The sequence below is a fragment of the Halorubrum rutilum genome (assembly GCF_024494565.1).
This window is the reverse complement of record NZ_JANHDN010000006.1, coordinates 84,712-105,123: the sequence shown is the minus strand read 5'-3', so window position 1 is coordinate 105,123 and position 20,412 is coordinate 84,712. Positions and strand designations below refer to the sequence as shown.

Here is a 20,412-nt window from a genome sequence, read left to right as displayed (position 1 = left end):
TGACTCAATAGACTACTGTAGAAGCTCACAGATGTCGTCGTGTATTGATTACGTAAAAAACACGTAATAAAACACGAGCTATTGATCCAATACGTTCTCCAGAATATCAGGCAACGCCTCGTCGAGTTCCCCCGCCTGGAGAATGGTTATCGGCTCGTCTTCCTGTGCATCCACAGACGGCGTCTCTTGATCGAGATCCTGTACAACAAGAAGACCGTTCCACCCGCTCCCGAAAATCTCCTCATCACTCGTGTCCCGTCCAAAGACGTAGTCTTCGTTGATGCGAAGGAATGCAAGGTATTCGAGCGTCTCCTTGATCCCGGTTCGGATGGTTTCCTCGCGAGTACTATGCTTCACTTCGGCGATGAGATACTCATACGTGAGCGGGTCCTCAGATTGGACTTCGAGGACAATGACATCAGGACGGCCCGTGTGATTTTGGAAATTCTTCTGGAAGTACGCACTGGCAACGTCGCGTGCAGTTTGTTGAACGCGCTCGGCACGAGTGAGTTCACGGTCCTCTGGCATGGTATCTGTACGGAAAGAGAGACCGCGATCACTAGCGGAAGTATCGTGATACAACACAATCTCTTTGCTGCCATCGATGCGAGCAATCTCTTGTCGTCCACTCTTGATTGTTTGAAAGACGGGCGGTGTGTCTTGGAGGTCTTCGAGGGTACCAATGAAACGGAAGAGGACGTACAGCTCGAAGAGCCGCGCCTGATCGTCTGGGGTGATCGCAGTTTGATTGAGGAGACTCTGCAGCGCATCGGGATCCCCGTCGAAGAGCCGCTGGCGATCCCGCAGAAGATCGGCAGCATCACGGTAGATTTCTTGTCGAGAGTTTTCCGCAGTTGTGAGCATTCGCTCGGTCGGCTCGTACGTTTTCGGGTCACGGATCCGCCGAACGTGGACGTTCCGTTCCACGGTGCGTTGCACATCATCGATGAGGTCGGTGTTCGCCTGCCACCGAGCGGAGACCCAATCGTAGTTGCCCTTCAGGTATTCGTCAGCGTCACGCAACGTTGTGTAAATGATTGAGAGGAGCCGTTTGAGAACGATATTCTCGGGAATGTCGTAGTCCTCGGAACGGTTTTCGGTGACGAAGAGTGAGTGGTCATTTGGATTCGTTGAGTACCGGGCTTTGACGGTTGAACCCCAGTTAATGTGTCCGTCAATCCCTCCACGCTGCGTCCGAGCCACGGTTTTGGTCTCGGTACGGACATTGCGCAAGCGCTGTGAAAGCTCCTCAACGAATTCGACGACGTCGGGCTTGAGGATAAAATGCAAATCAAGGAGGAGCTCGTAGTCTTCGAATCGCTCGTCAAGGCCGTCAAATGTGAGTGAGTTGGCGAGTTCGCGTTCGGGGAACCCGCCGTTCATAACGTATGCAAGAATATCTTGGGTAAGTCCGTCGATGAGGGCCTCGCGGTTCATGAATCACTGTCGAGTGTAACTTGCAGCATATCACGTGCGGCTGTTTCCAACAGTTCACGGTCAATCATATCGGCAGTTTCCTCGTGACTGTTGATGTCAGTAATGTGTCGCACGATCTGATCTCGTTTCGGGACGCCTTCGAGTTGTGGGAAAATGTAGCTGATAACGGCATTGGTAACTCGGTTTGGCAGGGTGCCGTTGCCAGTGTCGTGGTGGTTGGTAATGTATCCGAGCATGTCTTTGACGATTGCGGGGCCAATTGCACGATCCTCGACGGCTTGGTTGGTATGTTTCCAGACGAGCCCGACTGCGCGTCGTTCCTCGGGTGTCGGGTCAAGATTATCCCAGGCAGCGATGTACTGCCGCATCCCGTCATCAAGGGCGTCGAGTGCGTCATCGTCGGTTCCTGCGGGGAGAGTTGGCGCTGGGATCCGAATGAACGCGAAGCGGCGCATGAACGCGTAGCTCATCTCGTACAGCGACGTTTTGTCGTAGGAATTCATGGTCGCGAAGATGTGCCACGAGTCAGGGACGAGATACTGGTAATCCGCGGGGGTGCCGTCGAGATGATCGGTGGTGAGCAGCTCGATTTCGTTGTTGTGTTTCGTGTATGGAAGTTGGACTGGTTGTCCTGAGAGCAGGGTGAAAAGTTGGCCAAATCCTTTGTCAATGTCGGCCCGATTGAGCTCGTCAATAATAATCGGTTCGTTGGCCTGAACACCCGTTTTTGTGTTTTTGAGGCGGTTGAGAACGATCCCAGATGTGAACGCGAGGTCACCGCTTCTTTCCTCGTCAGTGGATTCGGTCGGCATATACCCGCCAACGGTGTCGAACGTGGACCAGTCGGCAGTGGCGGTCGTAACCTGGTACCCGCTGTATAGATGCGGGTAGTGGCGGGTGAGGTGGGCGGTGACTTGCTGGGCAATCTCGGTTTTTCCGGTGCCAGGTGGGCCGGTGAAAATGATGTGGTCGCCGGCGCGAACAGCAGCCGTAATCTGGTCGGCAAGTTCGTTGGCAGACGGTACATCGTACGCGTCAGGAAACACGATACCAGAGAACGCATCCGGGTCGATGGTCCCTGAGAATTCAATTGTCGTTGCAATTGGTGACGACTCAGCTGTCGTGGCTACGAGGAGGTCAATGACTGCCTCACCACGCCCGTACTCGGCATCATCGTCGAGTATGCTGATGAACTGTCGGCTTGGGAAGTGATTACCTGTCGCGTCATCACAGCGTTCGTTGACGGTGCCGATGGGAATACTCTCTCGTTGTAGTTGGGAGATGGCGTCAGTTAGCTCATGGACAGAGTCAGTTGCGTCTGGAAGATCTGTCGCAACAGCAGCCCCAGGGGTGAGGAAAAGTCGGTCAAATGCAACACGGTACGGGTACGTTCGGGTGTTGTATATATCGTCGTACCACCACTGCTCGTCTGTTTCGAAGTGGCTGCCCACGATCGCAACGCCGAAGACGAAGCCATCGGGCCGTGAAAGCTCGGGATGCATTGGTTCGCCGCCAGCGTGGAAAATGAGTACATCGCCAGGGTCCATATTCGCCCACTGGGAGTGCTGTGTGTCTTCGAAACCTAAGGCCCGGTACTTGAGTGCCGTCACCCAGTAGTCTGCAGGTGCGGTCAATCCATAGATCGTCGGTTCCTCAGCTTGGACGTACTGCACTAACGGGTCGGTCGGATGGTCGAACTGTTCGGACTCGTCTGGCTCTGTGTCGGTCGAGTCTGTCCGAAGAGTTTCTATCCGTTCAGTGGAACCCACTCGGTCGAGGTGGGGAAGTGTGTCGCCGATGGCGGTGCGTGCGGCAGCGCTGATGAGTTCGACGAACGCGGGCGGAGCTTCGGTAAGGTACGCGCCTTGATTGAGGTTCAGGTTCTTACTGTAGACAACGGTGTGGTCGTCACGGAGGTCATGGAGGACGTCTCCGTTGGCTTCTGTGAGTACCTCATCGACGTCAAGCGGGGTCGCAAATTCCTCATACTCGGTGAGTGGGACCCGGTACGCGGGACGTTCGCCGGAACTGTACCCCATTTCTGATACGCCTTTGTCATCCCATTCGGTGTCTTCGAGACATGTCGTTTCCTCATACGTAGCTGCGGCGAGTGAGGCGGCGGTGAATGCGCGTTGATGCTGGTCAAGGTGTAAGATGACGTCGCCTGGTTCCACGTCGGTCGCGTTGTCGTAGTACACGGAGCTCCCGCCGTCGGTCCTGGTTTGTGGACACCATAATGCGTCCCCGAGCCCCCATCCGTCGACGTCGCGATCGTCACGGTTGTGGTAGCTTTTCTCGATCCAGACCGTCGGTTGGTCGTCGCGGTGTTGTGTTTTCGCTTGGTCTGCGTACGCTTCGAGTTCCGAGAAATGATCCGTGAGCCCACGGGATGATTGCAGCTGGGATTTTAGCTCCAGGTAATCGTCAAATTCTTCGAAGGTCCAGCGATTGATTGGGACTTCAGGTGTGAATGCTCCACCGATCAGTTCGTCGAAGTTGAGGATCCAATTAACATCCCGGTGGTGAGTGTTGACTGAATTTCGTGCGGTCGGTGGGAGCTCGCCGTACCGGTCACTCGGGTCTTGATACGTGTAATCGCTGTCGATGACACCGATTGCCCGTATCGTTGCCTTCCCCTGCCATTTGTCATCGGAACGGTAGCGAAGCCCGTTTTTGAGCACGATGATATCGCCGACCTGGGCTTCATGTGCGAATTTTCGGAGTTGTACTGCGGGGTTTCGCGGGTGCACCGAGTCGCGGGCCGTCGTCGCATCAATAATCGCCTCATGAGATGTTAATGCAGAAATGTCAGTTGTGACGTCCGACCATCCCATGCTAACGCTCCCTTCGCGTAAAAACAGGTTACACCACGTTTCATTATTGAACCCAACAACCCACGCCCGGCGTTCGGCCTGCTCACGATTGCCGTCGGCGGGAGACCCATTACTCATGAGAAATGGGTTACGACGCCTATGTCATATAACACATGATTCTGCTAAACAAAATTTCGGAGCCAGTAACTACCGTCTGAGGTCACAAACTAACAGTTTAGAACGTGGTAGTGCTCTCAGGGAAACGAAGAGAGTATTTCGGCTGTGTCTGTGGGTTAGTCCCGCTGCCAGGATTCGAGTTCCGCAGTCATGTCTGCAGCCGTGTCCTCATCAAACCGGGTTTCATTAGCGGTCATTTTCTCATCCACTGCGTCAGCAAGATCAATGTCGAGCTGTGTTGCAAGCGCAATCGAATAAATCACCACGTCGGCGAGTTCCTCTTTGACTCGGCCGTGGAGTTCGGAGTCGGCTTGCACTGTTTCAGATGGATGGTTGTCATGCCAAAGGAAGAGTTCTAACAGTTCGTTCGCTTCAACGCTGATCGCTTCAGCGAGGTTCTTTGGTGTGTGGAACTGGTCCCAATCGCGGTCCGCGACAAATGATTTGTATCGCTCAGTGAACTCGTCGAAGCTAGTCATCTACCACTAGTCCCCTATGGAGGAGTATCAAATCTGGGCACTGCCTCCATATCAGAGTCGCTGGTGAGATGATTCGACTACCGCGCACGGTCTGGCGACAAAAGGCACGAGTGCGTGAAGGCACTTGCTGTGGAGGTTGATGCGGCTGACTTCCTCCATATCGAAACAAGGCATCTCTCCCAAATGGGGGTATCGAGTTTGACCGACGAGGAGATGGACGTGGCTGACGCGGACTTGGGGAGTGACAAGATCCCGACGTCGTACGTCGCCTGCCGGAACGCGAATCTGTCGTCGATAGCGTCGTCGGACGCGGAGGCGACCGACTTAGAGGCGCTGTTTATCGGCGCGCACTCGGAGGATTTCTCGGGGTATCCTGACTGTCGGCCCGCTTTTTTCGACGCTTTTCAGAACGTGATCGATGTCGGGACGAAACCGGAGACACAGATCGAGTTGTAAGCACCGTTCGTCGAGTGGTCGAAAACGGAGATCGCCGAGCAGGGGTTGGAGCTCGGTGTGCCCTACGACATGACGTGGTCGTGTTACCGTGACGAGGAGCCGGCGTGTGGGACATGTGATGCGTGTGCGTTCCGTCTTGAGGCGTTCCGGAACGCCGGGTCACACGATCCGATTGCGTACGCGGAACGGCCGGAGTTCTCGTAGTTTATTAATCAGCACGCTTGGTTCGCTATCTACTGTGAATCCTTTCTGAGCGGCATGGGAATCCCGTTTACAGCAAAGCGAGCGACCGCTCCGCAGCTGGGACACTCATCGACGAACGCACAGACTCGAAGCGTGGTTTCTAACTCGCGAACGCTGCTGCACACGGAGCACTTGTACGCGGTGCAATACCGGACTGACGGACGGTGCTGTTGCCGTCGTGTGTGTGGGTTCGCTGCCGCTGTCGTCGTGCCATGAGACGCTGCTGTCGGGGAGTGTTCCCGGTTCGTCGTGGACGGATCGTGATCGAGCTGCCAGGCCGAGTCGGGAGACGTGTCGTGGATGCGATCTGGGCCACTGACGTCCGTATCGAGGTCGGTGGGCTCAGCCGGTGTGCGTGCAGCATCGGTTCGGTGATCATCGACTGGGGTACGGCCGTCGAGTGACGCATCTTGGTCAGCTGTCGGGATGGTCCGTGCCCACGCACCGAGTTCGACGGCCGCTGCCCCCTCGTAGAGCACGCCGTCGATGGCAGCTGCTAGTTCGGCGAGTGGCTCGGAGATCTCGGACTCACCGTGTTTCTCGACAGCGTGCTCGAACAACCATTCTCGAAGCGTCGCTGCGGTCTCTTTATCAACCGTGTACGATGGGACAGCGTTCATTCGTCTCTCACTCCGCCCCTCTTGGACGCGACAAACCACACACCGTCTCCATCTCTGTTGATGAGACTTCATACAGGTGTGAGCAAGGTTGTGGCTGCGCGCGCAGCGACCGCAGGGAGCGAGCACGGAGCGGTGGGTGGGGTGGCGGGGCGTCCACGGGCGGAGGTCGCCACAAAAAACGGGGGAGTGTCCCGCTCAGCGCAGGGTGTCCCGTTCCGCCTCGAGGCCGACACCCGGGTCGTCGGTGCCGTGTTTGGCTTCGTAGGCGTCGACGAGCTCCCGACTGTACCGCGCGATTCGATTCCGGGATGTCGGCACAATCGTGCTCGCCGCCGCGGCGACCTGCTCTTGGGTGAGGTGCTTGTGCGAAAGCAGGCGATCCGCCGCGTACAGCGCCGACGCCGCGACGGTGCACCGTGGCGTCCTCGGCCCAACCGGCACCTGATCGCCGAGTTTCATCAGGTGTTGGGCCAGCCGCCACGTCCGCACCGCTCGCGCCCCAGGGATGGCGTCGTCAGCAAGCGCGTCGACGACCGCCATCACGGCGTTGGGCCTGATGAGCGGCGCGTCGAACCCACATTCACACCGGATCTTCCGCGCCGCAGCGCACACCCGCTCGTGGGGTGCTTTGGTGTGCGTCGCGACCGCGGCGTCGATCTCGTCCCGGTTGACCGATGAGGCTCGCGCGGCCAGGAGGACGGCGCCGCCGGCGAGTGCCTCCCAGGCCATCCGCCCGCCCGGCAGCCGCGCTTCCGAAGCGCTCCGGAGGTGTTGCGCTGCCTGCTTGATGACGTGGTCCGGCAGGGCCAGGTTGCCGCCGATCATCTCGACGTCCCGCAGGCCCTCGTTGAGCCGCTTCGTCCGCTTGCGCTTCTCGCCGAACTGCATCCGCTTGTGCCACTTCCGGAGGCGCTGGACCTTCTCCCACTGCTCGTTGCTCAGGGGATTACCCCGACCGTCGGTGTTCCGCCCGATCTTCGTGTGCAGGCCCTTGTCCGTCCGCAGCGGGTCCACCGTCTCGATGCTCTGGTCAGCGTCCCCGACCAGGCCCAGGTCGTTCAGCGTCGGGCTCAGGTCGACCCACTCGTCGGCGACGATCAGCCCACAGTCCGTGCAGAACGACTGCTCGTCTTCGGTGATCACCTGGCCCTCACACTCCGGACAGGCCGACTGCCTCGACGGTTCGTGTTCGACCGTCGGCTCGTGACCGCGTTCTTCGGTGGTCGTACTCTGTCCGTCCGAAACCGTCTTTTCGCTCGCGTTGTTACTCGTCATTGCAGTTTCCCGAAGGCGCTCACCACAGCGCCCGACACCGCGGCCCCAAACCGCGGTTTCCTCGACGTCACGACCGACAGAGCCGTCTGCGCGCTCTCGCTCGCGCCTTCGCGAGCGCCCTCCTGGGCGCGAGCGAGAGCGCGCCCGCACGGAGGGACACAACCAGCGCCGCGCGCCGACCCGCCCGGAGCGAGCGACCAGCGGAGAAAGCGTGGGGGGTGAGCAGCCACGCCGCGCAACCCCCCGTGCTTTCCCGCTGGCGCCGAGGGCACATTCACTTTAGCCCGGCAGTCCGCCCGCTACTGCAGGCAGACCGCCCGGAATGGTCGGTCGCGAGCGACGCGGAGGGCGGCAGCGGCGAGCGGCGCGAGCCGTTGGAGACACACCGGGCAGCCGATATCGTCGATGAGGAACCAGGCCACTACCTGGCGGACTCAGAAAGGGCGAGGCCGTCTCGATTGTCCCCCGACCCCGCAAGCACCGCAGGCACGAGGCGCGCAGCGGCGGTCGCGGGACGTCGAGCGGCCGAGGGCTTTCGACGATGATGCTTTACAATTGCGGGCTGGCTATCGGCACCCGAATGTCTGGCCTGTATGATGCGATTATGTCGTGGGCTGCCGACAGTGAGTACATCGACCCCGAACACGTCTGGCCGCTCGGGATTGGCTCCGTCGTCGTCCTCATTGCGCTCGTCGATGTCCGGGCCTTGAATCAACTTCTGGCGTCGCTTGACGGATTCACGCAGCTCCGACAGTTGCTGGTGATGGCACTGAAGGGGGTTGCCGCCGGGATGATTACGCACTTCGCTACAGTACGAGCGACATCTCGTTTCGAAGCCGGCAGACACTCCAAAGCAAGGAACGGGCACTCCTGATCATTCTCGGCGTCGGTGTCGGCGCTGGCCTCCTAATTGATGTCGTCATCCCCCAGCTGGTCGAACCTTTTCCGTTCGTCGTCGTCCAGACGACCGGCCTCCTGCTCGTGGTCGGTATGTGGTACCTGCATCTGCTGATCGAGAATTGGAAACTGTCGAACGAGTGGCCCCACGTACTGAGTGGGCTGCTCATTGCCTTCGGCCCCTATGTCCCATACCTGCTGTAGGACGAAGACAGGGGACATCGCGGTGAATGGCCGTATTCGTGGCTATAGGAATCACTACAGGATTTGCTAACAACCACCGCTACCGTCGGCACTGTCAGAAGCATCCCCCGGACGCTGCGGCAGGAATCAATTTCAATCGTCCTGTCGCGCGTTCAGCTCTACAAGGAATTGGCCGGCCGCCGTCCCGATTCGGACGCCGTCGATGGTGTCGACGTCGAGGTCTACCGTCGCAGTTCGAAACGGATACTCCTCAACGAGAATCCGATGGATAACGGTCCGAATAGTCTCCGAGCCATATCTGTCGACGACAGTCGCCATCACTTCGTCTAGGTGGGCGTCTTGATGATCCGCTCGTGGATGCTCTGCTCGCTCGAGGACGAGTTCGACGACGTCATCAACTGATGGATGTTCGGGGTTCCCGGTGCGCTCACGAACGTCATAGAGGGGCTCAGCGTCGGTCATCATACTTACTCCGTCACGTCCTCGCTCGTCTCTTCTGCCGCTGGCTCCAGCCGTCGCTGTCGACGAACCTCCGCGAGCGTGTCCTCCAGCGTCCCGAGCGCCTCGATGGCCGCGAGTTCATCGGTAATCTCTTCCAGAAGGCGGGCTCGCTCGATCGGGTTTGCATCACCGGCGGTTGTCTCGATTGCCTCCACGTGGAGCCGGCGCTCCTCTTGCCACCCACAGTCCCAGCACGTCCGGCCGACATTGAGCCGCTCGTCTTCAGCCGCATCGAGAACCGCGTCGGACAGTGACGTCGACGGCGGTCGATCCGGCCCGACCTCGAGCGTGACCGACCCACCACACGCGGGACAGTCCATATCCGACAGGATGCGCGCCGCCGTCATCAACATCGGGGGCCCATGGGACGGACTCACAGACAGGACTCTCAACGAGGCAAACCGGATACCCCAGGCTGGTCGGTGGGACGACGATCACCCCGGTGGCTCAGGAGACGAGATTGTACTCTCAAACTGATACATTCTGAAAGTCAGGATCCCAGAGATGGCCCCTCGGCCGGAGAGAGCCGGCGGCCTTCGCACATTGTATATCGCCTCTTTCTTTGGACGAAATCTGCGATATGCAAGGCGAAATAACGGACTCAAATTGCAGAAGATCCTCGTCGGGCCGATTTGAGGCAGTAGAAAATACCCCGACGAGCTACTACTCCACCACTAGTTCACTAGAATTGCTCGACCGGGGGGTAAGCGAGGCAAATTCGAGGAGTACTGAAGAGAGCCACGAATAGCCCTGTGTCAAGAATGACTCGCTGGATGGCCACGCGCTCCCGGATCACATCAAAAGAAACACCTATTCCCGCGAATTTGAGAGATTGACCCCACTCAAAATTGCCCGAGGGGGTTCGGTACAGGAAAGACAGCACTACAGTCCATCCTCTCAATATACTGAGGAAACGGCCCGTTCACAGTTGCCGACGCGACCGTGTGTAGGTGAGTGCTTCCACAGAGCGATGTCATCGAATACTTGTGCGCGAGTACGCTATCGAATCCAGTGACAGACGACCACGGCGGGTTTGAACACGTCCGAGAGAACGTTGACGGCCATCCGATGGTGAGTTTGCTCGGCTACGCCAAGCGCTACTGGCCGACCCTCACGCTCGGCGTGCTTGCGGCGTTTCTCACGCGATTTGCCCGACTGGTCCCACCAATTGTCGTCGCGGCCGCCATCGATCGAGCGATCCGCGGCTCGGCCGACGCGGGACTGTTGACCGATGTGGGCTTGCTGCCGCCGGGTGAGATCACCGGCGAAGCGGCTCGCCTCGTGGTGCTCGAACAGCTCGTGCTCATCGCGGTGCTCGCGTATCTGGTCCGGTCGGTCGCTCGGTTTATCTCTCGGTATCTGCTGCAAGCGACCGCCCAGAAGGTTCAGCGGGACCTGCGAAACGACACGTACGACCATCTCCAGCGGCTCTCGATGGATTTCTTCGCCGATCATCAGACCGGCGGGATGATGTCGATCCTCAACAGCGATATTAATCGGCTTGAGCAGTTCCTGAACACGGAGTTCCGGCAACTCATCCGCGTGGTCGCAACGGTCGGCGGGATTGCCATCATCCTGTGGACATACTCACCGAAGCTGGCACTCATCGCGCTCGCACCGGTCCCGGTCATTGGACTGGCTAGTAGCCAGTTTCTCACCTGGATTGAGCCTCGATATAAGTCAATTCGCGAGACCGTCGCTCGACTGAACACGCGGCTTGAGAACAACCTTGGTGGCGCTGCGGTGATTAAAGCGTTCGACCGGTACAGGTTTGAGGAGAGCCGGGTCGCTGCGCAGAGCGAGGCGTACCACGACGAAAAGGTCGCGGCGCTGCGAATCCGACGTGGATTCTTTGCGACCCTGCGGCTGTTAACCGGCGTCGTGTTTGTCCTTGTTCTCTACATCGGTGGCACTGATATCATCACCGGCGTGCCCGGCGAGGCAGGGGTGCTGACCCTTGGTGGGTTCGCGCTCTTTTTCCTCCTGTTACGGCGGCTGTACTCACCGATGCGCCGAGTCGGGAAGTCAGCAAATAAGTACCAGCTTGCGAAATCGAGTGCTGAGCGCGTGTTCGGGTTGCTCGACCGCGAACCGACGATTACGAGCCCCGACTCGCCGCACACCCCTGAGTCGATTGACGGGGACGTCACGTTCGAAGATGTTACGTTCGCCTACGGGGACCGCGAGCCGGTCCTACATGATGTCTCGCTTGATGTGCCGGCAGGGACAACGATCGGGCTTGCCGGGGCGACCGGGGCCGGGAAGTCAACACTCCTGAAGCTCATTCCCCGGTTCCACGATGTCGATGACGGGGCCGTCCGGGTTGACGGCACTGATGTCCGGGAGTATGATCTGCAGTCGTTACGGGACGCCATCGCCATTGTCGAGCAGAATCCGTATCTGTTCTCGGGGACTGTCGCGGAGAATATCGCGTACGGCGACCGCGAGACACTCGAGGCCGAGTGGGCAGACGGGCCTGACACAAGCGCCCGCGATCGGGTTGAGCGGGCGGCTGAGGCCGCCGCGGCTGACGAGTTCATCGAAGATCTTCCGAATGGATACGACACGCAAGTCGGCGAGCGAGGTATCAAACTCTCGGGCGGCCAGCGTCAACGTCTCGCCATCGCCCGGGCATTACTCAATGACCCCGAGATCATCGTTTTTGATGAGGCCACATCAGATGTCGATACGGAGACTGAGGAACTGATTCAAGAAAGTCTTGAGCGCTTGGTCGAGGAGCGGACCGCGTTCATCATTGCCCACCGACTGTCGACGATTCAGAACGCAGACGAGATTGTTGTAATGGATCAGGGCGAGATCGTCGAACAGGGAGGTCACGAAGAACTGGTTGCGGGCGAGGGAACGTATGCGAACCTCTGGCAGGGGCAGGCAGAGGCTGCTGCTGCCGACGACTGACGCTCGGCTAGATCCTGTTGTATTCCCCAACATGCTTGATGACGGATTCGACGGGTGGTGGACGAGTCGTGTCAATCCAAGTTCCGCCGGAAATTGGGTAGAAGCGTTCGCCTTCGCATGGAATCAGCGTATCTAACCGCTACCTACAAGATACGATAACATTCAACATATACGTCCAGAACCCCTGATCGAGAGTGGATGCGGCCCGATCCACGACCCGCTCTGAAACGACTCTACAGACGAGTGACCCCCATGGACCTCACAGAAACCCAAATCAAGGAGTACGACCGCCGTGCGAGAGATAGCGACGAGACTGAGACAGCAACCTTTGGACTTGGCTGCTTTTGGGGCCCAGATGCGCAGTTCGGCGCAATTGACGGCGTGGTCCGCACCCGCGTGGGCTACGCCGGCGGCACAACACGCGACCCGACGTATCACTCGTTAGGAAACCATACCGAGGTATTCCAGGTCGAGTTCGATCCCGACACCATCACCTACCGGAAGCTGTTGAACCTAGCCTTCGAGTCGCACAACCCACACCACCAGACCAGCAAAACGCAGTACCAAAACGTCATCCTGACTGCGACAGCGGCCCAGCAATCGACTCTCAACGAGTTCCTTTCGGCACAGGGCTTTACAGCCGATGGTATCAGCACACGCATCGAACAGCTCTCGCAATTTTACCTTGCTGAAGACTATCATCAAAAGTACAAACTCCGGTCCGTCTCATCGCTCATGGCCACGTTCAATGAAGCAGGATACGACGACCAAGCGGTACGTGAGTCGCCGATCGCGGCCAAGCTGAACGGATACGCTGCTGGACACGATGTAGCTGTAGTCAGAGAGTCTCTGGCGTCTGGGTGAACCCGCTGAGGATCGATTTACGTGGAATCGCTGAGATCTCCAGATGCCACAGCCTTTCCGTCTGGCACTTCTTGTGTAGGTATGTCGATAACTACTGGCGATTCGGTGACGATTGAGTACACTGGCAAACTAGACGATGGGACCGTGTTCGACACCTCCAAGGAGTCAACTGCCGAAGAAGCGGGGCTTGCCGAGGCCCAGCCCGACCGCGAGTATACGCCGTTGACGGTCGAAGTTGGCGGGGGACAAGTGATCGAGGGGATGGAGGAGGGGCTAGTCGGGTTGGAAACCGGTGAGACAGAGACACTGACCATTCCGCCTGAGAAGGCGTATGGGCAGCCCAGCGAGGAGAATATTGAGGAGTTTAAAACAGAAGAGCTCCGAGAGATGCTCGGTGGACAGCTTCCTGAGGAGGGAGCCTACCTTGAGGCCCAAGACGGCAGCCAAGGCGAAGTCATCCACGTCGACGAGGTTGTCATCCGAGCAGATTTCAACCCGCCGCTCGCCGGGGAGACGCTGACGTTCGATATCGAAATCATTGATGTCGACGGTGAAGACGCCGAGCTAGAGCATACCGAGTAACAGTCGAACACACTTTCCGACAATCGGCATCAGCGCTCGCACAAGAAAGCCAGTTCACGCCGATGTACAGCGGCAACAAGGGGTGTTCGACAGGTGCCTCAAGCACCGCGATGCTGAAATCAACCGTCCTCCAGCGTCCTCAAGTCTATCACAAACGGTGAACCCGCCAACATCGCCATCGTCACCGGGCCTGGCGGCGCGGATAACTTAACCAACAAAGTCCTGCTGCTGTTGCTTTCTGTTGGTTAATCATCGAGAGTATGACCTTTCCCGAGACGGGTCTTTATCCGCGCGATGGACCAAGCCAAGGTATGAGCGACTCGGCGTCTCCAAGCGCCTCTGTCTCGCTATCTGAGTCCACTGACATACCGGCAGTCCTGGATCAGGCTGGTATCGATTATGTCGGTGTTCATGACCATCGACTACTTGCTATCTATCACACCGGTATTTTCAATGTGGTAACTGAGTCGGAGCCGGTATCGAATGCGCACACCCTCCAGATCAAATGCTGGGAGGCACCACTTCCGGCTCGTGATGATGGGAGGTCACCACAGGAGCTTCTCGAAGACTTTGCCGCCGTATTTGACGGGGGCAATCAGAGCTAGAGTTGTCTGTCTGTATCTACGACCTAGCGATCGCGATGCGTACATCAGCGAGTGCTCTCCATGAAGTCCATCCAGCTCGAGCTCCTGTGGTCAGTAGAGAGCGAGCTCCGCACCGTCGATTAGATTTCTGAACGTTTCCGGAAACAGGGCGTTTCCACAATCAGAATCAGGGGACAGCGACACGATAGACGAACCAATGCAACGGCGACGAGGAGCTTTCCGGAACTGACCCGGTGAAGTTTTTATAACCAGACCGGAAATTACTCTGGCAGACCCAAATGATCCGCGATGCTCGCGTCCTCCGCGCCGGGTTCGTCCCTCGAGAAGTCGAGCATCGCGACGCCGAAGTCAACCACCTCTCAAGCGTTCTCGAACCGATCACGAACGGCGAGCCAGCCGACACAGCTATCGTCACCGGCCCGAGCGGTGTCGGTAAAACCTGTGTCTCGAAGTTCGTTACCGAGCGGCTCCGCGAGGAAGTGCTCGACGTCGAGGCCACCTACGTGAATTGCTGGCGAAACTACAGCCGCTTCCGAACGCTGTACCAGATCCTCGACGACATCGGGGCAACGATAGACATCCATCGCCAGTCGACACCCCACGACGAGCTTATCGACCGGCTCCAACAGTACGACGGCCCGCGAACCGTCGTCATCCTCGACGAGGTCGACCAGCTCGAAGATCCAAGCGTCATCTACGACCTCCACAGTATGGAGCAGTTCGCGGTGATCTGTATCGCGAACAAAGAAGAAGAGCTGTTTAGCCGCGTCGACGATCGCCTCGTGAGTCGGCTGCGCTCCAGCGAGCACGTGCGGATGGACAAGTACCACAACGAGCAACTCTACGACATTCTGAGTGCGCGAGCAAAGTGGGGGCTTGAGAACGGTGTCATCGCCGACGACCAGTTGTATCAGATCGCGGATGCCGCTGCTGGTGATGCCCGTCTCGCGATCGGGATGCTTCGCAGCGCAGCCAGCACGGCTGACCGCGAAAATCACGAGGAGGTCACTAACGACATCCTTCTAGACGCTGCTGAAGATGCTCGGGCCCAAATCAAGCAGAAGAGTCTCGACTCGCTCACGCCACACCAGCGGGTCGTCTACGATATTGTTCGCGACCACGGCCCGCTTGGACCCAGCGAGATCCACGACCACTATACTGAGGCGGTCGACGATCCGCGGACGAAGCGCACCGTCCGGACCTACCTTTCGAAAATGGCACAGTACAACCTCCTCGAAGCAGAAGGCACGAGTCGAGATCGCGAGTACTCACTCGTTGATTCAGCAGCTGCGTCGCCGGTTTCGTAATTTGGCCGGTTCACCACCAGAGTTGTCACACTGTTTCCTAGTGACATCCTCCTCGCCGTAAACGGCGAGGCTTCCCACGCATGGGGAATACCAGTCAGTCGTCGCTGGTAGAGGGTTTCGGCTCTTGGAACGCCGTGAGCGTCATCTGCGCTGGTACGCTCTTCTCACGGTGAGTCGTGGCGGTGTCACTACCGCTCCCATCCCGAGGCGAGTCATCGCGTTCCGCCTTGTCAAGCGGGACGCTCTCTCCCCACGGGTCAACCCGTCGTGCGATATTCGCGGAAGCGTTGATGTCGGCCTGAAACGTCGAAACGTGGCAGTCGTCGTGCGGACACCGGAACTCGGCTTGAGAGTCCCGACGACCGATACGGTGGCACAAGTGGCATGTCTGCGAGGTGTACGCCGGATTCACGTACTCGACCGGGATACCTGCTTCCGTCGCCTTGTCCTCGATTCGCCCTTGCAGTCGGGCAAACGCCCACGAGTGAAGCCGGCGGTTCATGTACTTCCCGCAGTCGAGTCGTTCGCGGATGTACGTCAAATCCTCCATCACCAACACCGGGTTCTCGAACTTTTGGGCGTACTCGACGGCTTCCCGAGACGCCTTCTCCACGATGTCGGTGAGCGCGTTCTGGTAGTGGTCGAACCGTTCGTCGGTACGCCATTCGGATGCGTCACGCTCTTGGAGTCGTTTCAGGGTGGTGTACATCTCTTTACGGAGATGCTTCGCTCTGCTTCCGCTACACACGAACGGGTCAGTCGGAGAACCATCCTTGAGGGCACAGCCCGTGATGAGGGCGGTTTCTCCGATGTCTAAGCCGATGTGTGTGGCGTCACCGTCCGTCGCTGGTTCTTCGACCGGGTACTCGACGGTGACGTGCAGTACCCAGTTCTTCCGATGCTGTTGAAGCCGTATCTCGCCCGCCTTCGCGTCCTCCGATACGAGGTCGTGCCAGAGGTCTTCCTGTTCGGGGTTGATACGGAGCGGTATCCAGAAGTTCGTTCCCCGGCCGGGACGGGGAACCCACCACGTGAACTCGTAGTCGCGTTCGTCGGAGTGGTCGAACTTTGCAGCCTGATTCGTGAGCCGTATCGGGTGGCTGTCGTCCAACTCCTTGGCGTTGTACGTCTTGTGGAGTTTCGGGACGTAGTTGCAGAGGGCAGCCTTCGCCTGATACGGCAGGTCGTAGGGCGTCACGATGTCGCTCACCGCCGACATGGTACTTGCCCCGGAGTCGAACGCCTCTTGCAGACCGTCACGGTAGGTTTCGAGCAGGTCGTTGAGTTTCGACTGCTTGTGCGCGGTGGGTGGCGCGAACGTCGCCTGCAACGTCTTCGTGACGGTCGTGGACATCGCTACTGTTCCTCCACGTAGTTCATGAGTACGTCGATGCTCACTTGGCCGGTGGTGGCGAGGAAGTACCCTGGTTGCCAGAACGCCTTGTCGAGCGCCTGCCGAACCTCGGGGTTTTCGTCACGGATTTTGCGGGACGTGACGCCCTTGAGCGAGTTGATGAACTTGGTGAGGTCGGTCGTTGGCTTCGCCGTGAACAGGATATGAACGTGGTCGGAACCGCCGTTGACGTTCTGGATACTCACGCCAAAGTCCTCGGAGATGTCGCTGGCAATCTCACCGATGCGTTCGGCTATCTCGTCGGTGAGGATGTCCGCGCGGTACTTTGTGACGGTCACAAAGTGATATTGGAGCGCGTAGACCGTGTGCGACCCTTTTTCGAGGTTGTACCTCATTTGGCCGTGTCAATTTTTATACACCCAATTCCAATAAAGGTTCGCAGTCATGTGGTATTCGGTCTGCAACCGACGGTAGAACGTGAGGCAGTTGTCGGCTTCACGCCCGCCGTGAACGGCGGGATTCTCGCCTTGAAAAAAGATAGACGACACGTTCAGGGCCTTTCAACCTGTTACCGTACCTGATTCACAACAGGATTCACCACTGGCTTCGGAAGAAGCCGCACTGGACGTGGGCGCAAACAATCTCATCGCCTGTACCACAACGACTGGCCAGCAGTACCTCTACAAAGGTCGGGACCTGTTCGATCGCTTCCGCGAGACGACCAACGAAATTGCCCGATTACAGTCGAAGCTCCGTGAGGGACGATACAGTAGCAACCGAATTCGGCGGTTGTATCTGAAACGGACACGACGGCGCGATCACGCACAGGAGGCACTAGCCCGGGACCTAATGGAACGGCTCTACGCCGACGGTGTCGAGACGGTGTACGTGGGAGATCTTACGGATGTCCTCTCGACGCACTGGTGTGCTGAAGTGAACGCAAAGACGCACCAGTTCTGGGCGTTCCGGACGTTCATCGAGCGCCTCTCGTACACGGCCGAGGAATACGGCATCAGTATTGAGGTAGAGTCAGAAGCCGACACAACCCGAACGTGCCCGATGTGTGGCGAGCAAGAGGAGACCGATCGCGACGGCGACGTGTTCCGGTGTCCATGCGGCCACGAAGCGCACGCCGATCTGTGTGCGTCTCGGACATTCCTCGAACAGCAGACTTGCGAACTCGAAGTCGGGTCGATGGCTCGGCCCGTGCGTCTCAAGTGGGACGACCAAAACTGGTCGGAGATACCACACTCCCCTGAAAGGGAAAGTCCCAACGAGGAGCGCACAAACCAGAGTACCGGCGACGGGAAAGTTGCCACCGTGGGTACGGCATAGCCAACATCCCACCGGAGGAATCCTCGCCCTTCAGGGCGAGGAGGAAGTCAAGAAGTCTGTCATGGCGCTGAATTAGTGGGCAGACAAAAATATTCTGAATAATCATATTCTAGAATATCATATCTAGAGAGATCATCAGCCACACTCGATCCGGTCGCTTGAACAGCGAGGAAACTAAGTATGTGTAGATTCTACACATGAAGTGATGGCTGAGGAGAAAGCCCGTGTCGATTTCAACGCCCCGAAGTCGCTCGTCGAGCGCGCCGATAGTGTTGTTGAAATTCTCGATATCTCTCGTACCCGTCTCCTCATCGACGCACTTGAGGACGAACTCGAAGAGCTCGCGAACGACGAAGAGTTTCGCCGGCGACTGAGCGACGCCTACTACGACGGCCAGGTCGATTATGACACCGTCGAAGCAATTCTTGGCCGTGAAGAGGCGATGCGATTGAAACTCCTCCGAGAGTCGATCGACCGGACGCCCGCCATACCCACACTCAAGGATGGGCTCCCGAGTGACGATGCCTTCTACGACGGCGAGATTTCCGAATGGACGGAGTCAAATTCGGCTGATTCTGATGACGAGTCGCGTGCCTGACGATGTCGGAGCGTGCCGTTGCCGTCGTCGATACGAACGTCCTGTTGAATCTCGCCACGCCGGTCGTTGACGGGCGGCCGAAGGCTCCCTCTGGCGGGGATCCGCTCAAAGCACTCCTCACGGGGTACGACGTCCACATACCAGCGAGTGTTCTCGGCGAGATAACCGGTGCCACGGGGGATGATGACCTTCTAGCTGCCGCCGCCGATCTCGTCCTCCAGGCTGCCCATCATATAACGACACACGACGTCGACGACCGAGCTGACGAGCCGATCAACTATGGGCTTGATCAGGGAGAGGCCGAAGGTGTCTGGCTGGCCAACGAGTTGGAGGCAGACCTCTTCATCACGGACGAATTCAATACGACCAACTACCTCTTCATCAATCTCGCTCTTGATGACCGGAACACGCTCTTCACGACACCACACATCCTCTGTACGCTTGTAACTCATGAAATTCTGCCCGTCGAATACGTCAATGCTGCGCTCAGCTACTACGGTGAACTACCCCACCCTACTCGCTCACCGCTGACGCGGTTCGCTCCTTGAGGGTGGGGCTTCCTGTTTCCACGACGCGCTTTGCAGACACCAAATTGGTGTCCGTAGGGAGCGCAGTCTCCACAGGCGTTGATTCGGAGTATCCCACTCCTATGTCTTCGAGACCGCGAGAACGGATGTTCCACGCCGCATTCGCGTCCCTGTCCGCCTCGAACCCACACGACGGACACGAGTGTTCGCGCACCCACAGCGGCTTCTCCGTCTTGACACCGCAGGACGCGCACTCTTTCGTCGTATTTTTCGGGTCAACTACAACAAAGTGCGTCTCCTTGCGCTCGCACTTGTATTCGAGCATCCGGAGAAACGTCCCCCACGCCGCTCCTGCCCGGTTGCGTGAGTTGCCCGGCAGTTCGATCAAGCCCTTCGCGTCCAAGTCCTCGACCGCCACGAGGTCGTACTCGCGGGCGTAGTAGTTCGACAACTTGTGAAGGAAGTCCCGACGCTTCCGCTTGAGGTCTGCGTGGCATTCGGCCACGATCTGCCGTTGTTTCTCCCAATTTGTAGAGCCGTGTTCCTTCCGCGTGAGGTCGCGTTGTGCGCGTTCGAGTCGCTCACGCTCCTCGCTGAAATTGGGACTCTCGATGGCATACCCGTCGGTGTCGTGTGCGTACTTGAGGATTCCCACGTCGATGCCGACGACCCGCTCGGGATTCTGCGGCTTCTCTGGTGTATCCTCGTCCACGTCGATGCCGAACGTGGCATACCACTCGCCCGTGGGTTCGCGTTTGACCGCGACCTGTTTGATGGTCGCGTTCTCGGGGATGTCTCGGTGGAGACGAATCGGAATCTCGCCGATCTTGCTCAACCACAACGTGGGCCGACCACTCGTATTCTTGAGTTCAAAGCCGGACTGGTTGTAGGTGAGCGACCGATACTCCCGAGGTGGTTTCCACTTGAGCATTCCCACGGTGTGTCCATTCTCCTTCTGTGCTTTGAGCGTAGAGAGGTTGTCGTAGACGCGCTTGACAACCATCTGGAGAACTTTCGAGTGGACATCTCCGAGGTCGTTCCACCACGATTTGAGGTCGGGGAGTCGCCCCTGAACCTCGTAGCGGGCGGGAATATTGTCTGCCTCGTTGAGCAGGTGGAGGACGTGGTTGTAGAGTTGCCTACAAGTATCGACGTGGTACAGAAGCTCCTCTTCGAGGGCTTCTGGCGGGGTGAGTCGATACTTGTAGTTGTAGTGCATGGA

17 protein-coding genes and 3 pseudogenes are annotated in these 20,412 nt (G+C 58.2%); 11 read left to right on the top strand and 9 right to left on the bottom strand.

The window, feature by feature from the left end:
• Window positions 1–78: 78 nt before the first annotated feature.
• The 3 genes from NO900_RS13465 to NO900_RS13455 form a co-directional block, all read right to left on the bottom strand.
• Window positions 79–1,437 carry a hypothetical protein gene (locus NO900_RS13465; protein ID WP_256409732.1) on the bottom strand — a complete coding sequence of 453 codons (1,359 nt, stop codon included), beginning with the start codon at window positions 1,435–1,437 and terminating at the stop codon, window positions 79–81.
• Window positions 1,434–4,388 carry an AAA family ATPase gene (locus NO900_RS13460; protein WP_256409731.1) on the bottom strand — a complete coding sequence of 985 codons (2,955 nt, stop codon included), beginning with the start codon at window positions 4,386–4,388 and terminating at the stop codon, window positions 1,434–1,436. Before NO900_RS13460 ends, NO900_RS13465 begins: the two co-directional genes overlap by 4 nt.
• Before the next feature lie 155 nt (window positions 4,389–4,543).
• The gene (locus NO900_RS13455) at window positions 4,544–4,906 is read right to left on the bottom strand and encodes a nucleotide pyrophosphohydrolase (RefSeq protein ID WP_256409730.1); all 363 of its coding nucleotides are present in this window, start codon (window positions 4,904–4,906) and stop codon (window positions 4,544–4,546) included.
• A gap of 78 nt (window positions 4,907–4,984) precedes the next feature.
• Here NO900_RS13455 and NO900_RS13450 point away from each other — a divergent pair.
• A pseudogene (locus tag NO900_RS13450) lies at window positions 4,985–5,566 on the top strand (7-cyano-7-deazaguanine synthase); the annotation flags it as partial.
• Between the two features lie 854 nt (window positions 5,567–6,420).
• Here the strand turns inward: NO900_RS13450 and NO900_RS13445 are convergent.
• Entirely contained in the window at window positions 6,421–7,368 is a 948-nt protein-coding gene (locus tag NO900_RS13445; protein WP_256409729.1) for a transcription initiation factor IIB, read from the bottom strand.
• Between the two features lie 673 nt (window positions 7,369–8,041).
• Here NO900_RS13445 and NO900_RS13440 point away from each other — a divergent pair.
• Complete coding sequence (locus tag NO900_RS13440; RefSeq protein WP_256409728.1) at window positions 8,042–8,374, top strand: hypothetical protein; 333 nt, start codon at window positions 8,042–8,044, stop codon at window positions 8,372–8,374.
• Window positions 8,375–8,733: 359 nt separating this feature from the next.
• On the opposite strand, the gene NO900_RS13435 is transcribed toward NO900_RS13440, so the two are convergent.
• Both NO900_RS13435 and NO900_RS13430 read right to left on the bottom strand, forming a co-directional pair.
• Window positions 8,734–9,063 (bottom strand): DUF8158 family protein, encoded by a 330-nt coding sequence (locus tag NO900_RS13435; RefSeq protein WP_256409727.1) that lies wholly within the window; start codon window positions 9,061–9,063, stop codon window positions 8,734–8,736.
• Window positions 9,064–9,068: 5 nt separating this feature from the next.
• The gene (locus NO900_RS13430; RefSeq protein ID WP_256409726.1) at window positions 9,069–9,455 is read right to left on the bottom strand and encodes a DUF8105 family protein; all 387 of its coding nucleotides are present in this window, start codon (window positions 9,453–9,455) and stop codon (window positions 9,069–9,071) included.
• A 658-nt stretch (window positions 9,456–10,113) separates the two neighbouring features.
• Here NO900_RS13430 and NO900_RS13425 point away from each other — a divergent pair.
• The 6 genes and pseudogenes from NO900_RS13425 (at window position 10,114) to NO900_RS13405 (ending at window position 15,376) form a co-directional block, all read left to right on the top strand.
• A complete protein-coding gene (locus NO900_RS13425; RefSeq protein ID WP_256409725.1) occupies window positions 10,114–12,018 on the top strand; it encodes an ABC transporter ATP-binding protein in 1,905 nt (634 codons plus the stop codon).
• A 252-nt stretch (window positions 12,019–12,270) separates the two neighbouring features.
• Window positions 12,271–12,882, top strand: a complete 612-nt coding sequence (gene msrA, locus NO900_RS13420) for a peptide-methionine (S)-S-oxide reductase MsrA (RefSeq protein ID WP_256409724.1) — start codon at window positions 12,271–12,273, stop codon at window positions 12,880–12,882.
• An 81-nt stretch (window positions 12,883–12,963) separates the two neighbouring features.
• Window positions 12,964–13,464: an FKBP-type peptidyl-prolyl cis-trans isomerase gene (locus NO900_RS13415; protein ID WP_256409723.1), complete on the top strand. Its 501-nt coding sequence runs from the start codon at window positions 12,964–12,966 to the stop codon at window positions 13,462–13,464.
• An 82-nt stretch (window positions 13,465–13,546) separates the two neighbouring features.
• Window positions 13,547–13,665 (top strand): annotated as a pseudogene (locus NO900_RS17620) (AAA family ATPase); the annotation flags it as partial.
• Window positions 13,666–13,775: 110 nt separating this feature from the next.
• Window positions 13,776–14,069 (top strand): hypothetical protein, encoded by a 294-nt coding sequence (locus tag NO900_RS13410; RefSeq protein ID WP_256409722.1) that lies wholly within the window; start codon window positions 13,776–13,778, stop codon window positions 14,067–14,069.
• A 278-nt stretch (window positions 14,070–14,347) separates the two neighbouring features.
• The gene (locus tag NO900_RS13405) at window positions 14,348–15,376 is read left to right on the top strand and encodes a Cdc6/Cdc18 family protein (protein WP_256409721.1); all 1,029 of its coding nucleotides are present in this window, start codon (window positions 14,348–14,350) and stop codon (window positions 15,374–15,376) included.
• 94 nt (window positions 15,377–15,470) lie between these two features.
• Here the strand turns inward: NO900_RS13405 and NO900_RS13400 are convergent, their stop codons facing one another.
• Window positions 15,471–16,730 carry an RNA-guided endonuclease TnpB family protein gene (locus NO900_RS13400; RefSeq protein WP_256409720.1) on the bottom strand — a complete coding sequence of 420 codons (1,260 nt, stop codon included), beginning with the start codon at window positions 16,728–16,730 and terminating at the stop codon, window positions 15,471–15,473.
• Between the two features lie 2 nt (window positions 16,731–16,732).
• Entirely contained in the window at window positions 16,733–17,125 is a 393-nt protein-coding gene (tnpA, locus tag NO900_RS13395) for an IS200/IS605 family transposase (RefSeq protein WP_256409719.1), read from the bottom strand.
• Window positions 17,126–17,264: 139 nt separating this feature from the next.
• Between tnpA and NO900_RS13390 the strand changes: the two are divergent.
• The 3 genes and pseudogenes from NO900_RS13390 to NO900_RS13380 all read left to right on the top strand — a co-directional run.
• Window positions 17,265–18,065: pseudogene (locus tag NO900_RS13390) on the top strand (RNA-guided endonuclease InsQ/TnpB family protein); the annotation flags it as partial.
• 205 nt (window positions 18,066–18,270) lie between these two features.
• Complete coding sequence (locus NO900_RS13385) at window positions 18,271–18,663, top strand: hypothetical protein (protein WP_256409718.1); 393 nt, start codon at window positions 18,271–18,273, stop codon at window positions 18,661–18,663.
• Between the two features lie 2 nt (window positions 18,664–18,665).
• Window positions 18,666–19,211: a hypothetical protein gene (locus tag NO900_RS13380; RefSeq protein WP_256409717.1), complete on the top strand. Its 546-nt coding sequence runs from the start codon at window positions 18,666–18,668 to the stop codon at window positions 19,209–19,211.
• Here NO900_RS13380 and NO900_RS13375 read toward each other — a convergent pair.
• Window positions 19,177–20,409, bottom strand: a complete 1,233-nt coding sequence (locus tag NO900_RS13375; protein ID WP_256409716.1) for an RNA-guided endonuclease InsQ/TnpB family protein — start codon at window positions 20,407–20,409, stop codon at window positions 19,177–19,179. The two genes, NO900_RS13380 and NO900_RS13375, sit on opposite strands and share 35 nt — an antisense overlap.
• Window positions 20,410–20,412: the final 3 nt, after the last annotated feature.

Excerpts from the sequence above, each read along its gene's own strand:
- tnpA (WP_256409719.1), bottom strand. The coding sequence starts at position 17,125 with ATGAGGTACAACCTCGAAAAAGGGTCGCACACGGTCTACGCGCTCCAA.
- NO900_RS13465 (WP_256409732.1), bottom strand. The coding sequence starts at position 1,437 with ATGAACCGCGAGGCCCTCATCGACGGACTTACCCAAGATATTCTTGCA.
- NO900_RS13460 (WP_256409731.1), bottom strand. The coding sequence starts at position 4,388 with ATGAGTAATGGGTCTCCCGCCGACGGCAATCGTGAGCAGGCCGAACGC.
- NO900_RS13435 (WP_256409727.1), bottom strand. The coding sequence starts at position 9,063 with ATGACCGACGCTGAGCCCCTCTATGACGTTCGTGAGCGCACCGGGAAC.
- NO900_RS13430 (WP_256409726.1), bottom strand. The coding sequence starts at position 9,455 with ATGTTGATGACGGCGGCGCGCATCCTGTCGGATATGGACTGTCCCGCG.
- NO900_RS13405 (WP_256409721.1), top strand. The coding sequence starts at position 14,348 with ATGATCCGCGATGCTCGCGTCCTCCGCGCCGGGTTCGTCCCTCGAGAA.
- NO900_RS13455 (WP_256409730.1), bottom strand. The coding sequence starts at position 4,906 with ATGACTAGCTTCGACGAGTTCACTGAGCGATACAAATCATTTGTCGCG.
- NO900_RS13440 (WP_256409728.1), top strand. The coding sequence starts at position 8,042 with ATGATGCTTTACAATTGCGGGCTGGCTATCGGCACCCGAATGTCTGGC.
- NO900_RS13385 (WP_256409718.1), top strand. The coding sequence starts at position 18,271 with ATGGCTGAGGAGAAAGCCCGTGTCGATTTCAACGCCCCGAAGTCGCTC.
- msrA (WP_256409724.1), top strand. The coding sequence starts at position 12,271 with ATGGACCTCACAGAAACCCAAATCAAGGAGTACGACCGCCGTGCGAGA.
- NO900_RS13410 (WP_256409722.1), top strand. The coding sequence starts at position 13,776 with ATGAGCGACTCGGCGTCTCCAAGCGCCTCTGTCTCGCTATCTGAGTCC.
- NO900_RS13380 (WP_256409717.1), top strand. The coding sequence starts at position 18,666 with ATGTCGGAGCGTGCCGTTGCCGTCGTCGATACGAACGTCCTGTTGAAT.
- NO900_RS13375 (WP_256409716.1), bottom strand. The coding sequence starts at position 20,409 with ATGCACTACAACTACAAGTATCGACTCACCCCGCCAGAAGCCCTCGAA.
- NO900_RS13415 (WP_256409723.1), top strand. The coding sequence starts at position 12,964 with ATGTCGATAACTACTGGCGATTCGGTGACGATTGAGTACACTGGCAAA.
- NO900_RS13400 (WP_256409720.1), bottom strand. The coding sequence starts at position 16,730 with ATGTCCACGACCGTCACGAAGACGTTGCAGGCGACGTTCGCGCCACCC.